General features: G+C 59.0%; 2 protein-coding genes and 1 pseudogene. 2 read left to right on the forward strand and 1 reads right to left on the reverse strand.

Features of this window, described 5'->3' with window-relative positions; all coding sequences use genetic code 11:
* Together AC097P_RS23540 and minE are read left to right on the forward strand one after the other, a co-directional pair.
* Positions 1-452, forward strand: a pseudogene (locus tag AC097P_RS23540) (septum site-determining protein MinD); the annotation flags it as partial.
* Between the two features lie 3 nt (positions 453-455).
* Complete coding sequence (gene minE / locus AC097P_RS23545) at positions 456-719, forward strand: cell division topological specificity factor MinE (RefSeq protein WP_479612859.1); 264 nt, start codon at positions 456-458, stop codon at positions 717-719.
* A 92-nt stretch (positions 720-811) separates the two neighbouring features.
* Here minE and AC097P_RS23550 read toward each other — a convergent pair.
* The coding region (locus AC097P_RS23550) for a metallophosphoesterase (RefSeq protein ID WP_479612860.1) at positions 812-1,873 on the reverse strand (1,062 nt) is incomplete at its 5' end.

Raw genomic sequence — 1,873 nt, forward strand, 5'->3', positions numbered from 1 at the left:
CCGCCGGTATTGAAACCGGTGCGCTGATGGCGATGCATTTTGCCGATGAAGCCCTGGTGGTAACCAACCCAGAAGTATCTTCGGTGCGTGACTCCGACCGCATTCTGGGCATGCTGGCCAGCAAGACCAAGCGGGCGATTGAAGGTCTTGACCCGATCAAGGAACATCTGCTGATCACCCGCTACAACCCGGCCCGTGTAGACCAAGGACAGATGTTGTCGCTGGAAGATATTCAGGACATCTTGCGCATCAAGCTGATTGGCGTGATCCCTGAGAGCGAGTCGGTATTGCAGGCTTCCAACCAGGGCGTGCCCGCCGTGCACATGCAGGGCAGTGATGTATCGGAAGCCTACAAGGATGTGATCGACCGTTTTATGGGCGTTGACAAACCTATGCGCTTCACCGAAGCCCCTAAGCAGGGCCTGCTCAAGCGCCTGTTTGGAGGGAAGTAAGCCATGGCATCGTTCCTGTCTTTCCTGCTGGGCGAGAAAAAGAAAACCGCCAGTGTCGCCAAGGAGCGGCTGCAGATTATTCTGGCGCACGAGCGCAGTGGTCGTAATGCTGCAGAGCCTGACTATTTGCCAGCTTTGCAAGCCGAATTGATTGCTGTGATCAGCAAATACATCAAGATCAACCAGAAGGACATCAAGGTAAACCTGGAACGCCAGGACAACCTGGAAGTGCTGGAAGTGAAGATCGAGCTGCCCGAAAACCGCTGAACGTTGCCCCCTCGCTCGCCCACTGCGTGTGGCTCTCTGCCCCCCGAGGGGGAAGCATTTCACCTTGGGGCGGCCCTGCGGTGAAACCCTGTTTAAGCGCGCACCAGACGCAGGCGCGTTATCTCTGACGGAGCACCAAAGCGTTTGGGTGGGCCCCAATAGCCGGTACCGCGGCTGGTATAGACCCACAGCGCCTGAAGTCTGTGCAGGCCGGCAGTGAAGGGTTGCTGTAGCGGCACAAACAGGTTCCACGGCCAAAACTGGCCGCCGTGCGTGTGGCCCGACAGTTGCAGATCAAAGCCGGCGTCGGCTGCGGCTGCCGCGCTGCGCGGCTGGTGCGCCAATAACAGCTTGAACACCGCGTGCTCTGGCGCGTTGGCCAAGGCCTTGTGCGGGTCGCTGCGGTGCGCTTCGTCAAAATGGTGGGCGCTGTAGTCTGCCACACCGGCTACCACCACCAGGGCTGTCTCGGGGTCTTGTGCATCGGTGTTGTGGTGTATCAGTACATGTTCATTTACCAGCACTTGTATACCCAGGTCACGCAGCGCGTCTATCCAACTGTGGGCACCAGAGTAGTACTCGTGGTTGCCGGTGACAAAAAAGCTCCCGTGGGTAGAGCGCAACTGCGCCAGCGGTGCGACATGGTGGCCGAGTTCAGCCACACTGCCGTCCACCAGATCGCCGGTAATGGCCACCATATGGGCGTTGAGACTATTGACCCGGTCTACTATTCGCTGCAGGTAGTGGGTCTTGATAGTGGGGCCGACGTGGATGTCGCTGATCTGTGCCACGGTAAAGCCTTGTAGTGCCTCGGGCAGGTTGGCGATAGGCACATCGACCTGCACGACGGTGGCGGTGCGGCGTGCGTTCCAGAAACCCAGTGTGGTGGCGAGCAGGGCCACGATGGGTAATGCGACCGCAGTGTTGGTTTGAAGGGCTTGCAGGGGCAGCGCTTGCGGCCATGCCCAGTCTATAAGCCATGCCCCCAGCAACAGCACTTCGCGCAGCAGCGTCAGCACCAGTAGCGAAGAAAACAAGCCCATACACAACAGGCCCATCCAAGTCAACACGGTGGACAAAGGTGGCTTTGCTACGCGGCGTGCCCGCAAGCACATGGGCATCGATAAGGCGGACCAGGTCAAGGGGATCCACAG

The sequence above is a fragment of the Rhodoferax sp. ZS1R8 genome, from assembly GCF_056521325.1.

Coding starts and splice junctions, on each gene's coding strand:
- minE (WP_479612859.1), top strand. CDS start 456: ATGGCATCGTTCCTGTCTTTCCTGCTGGGCGAGAAAAAGAAAACCGCC.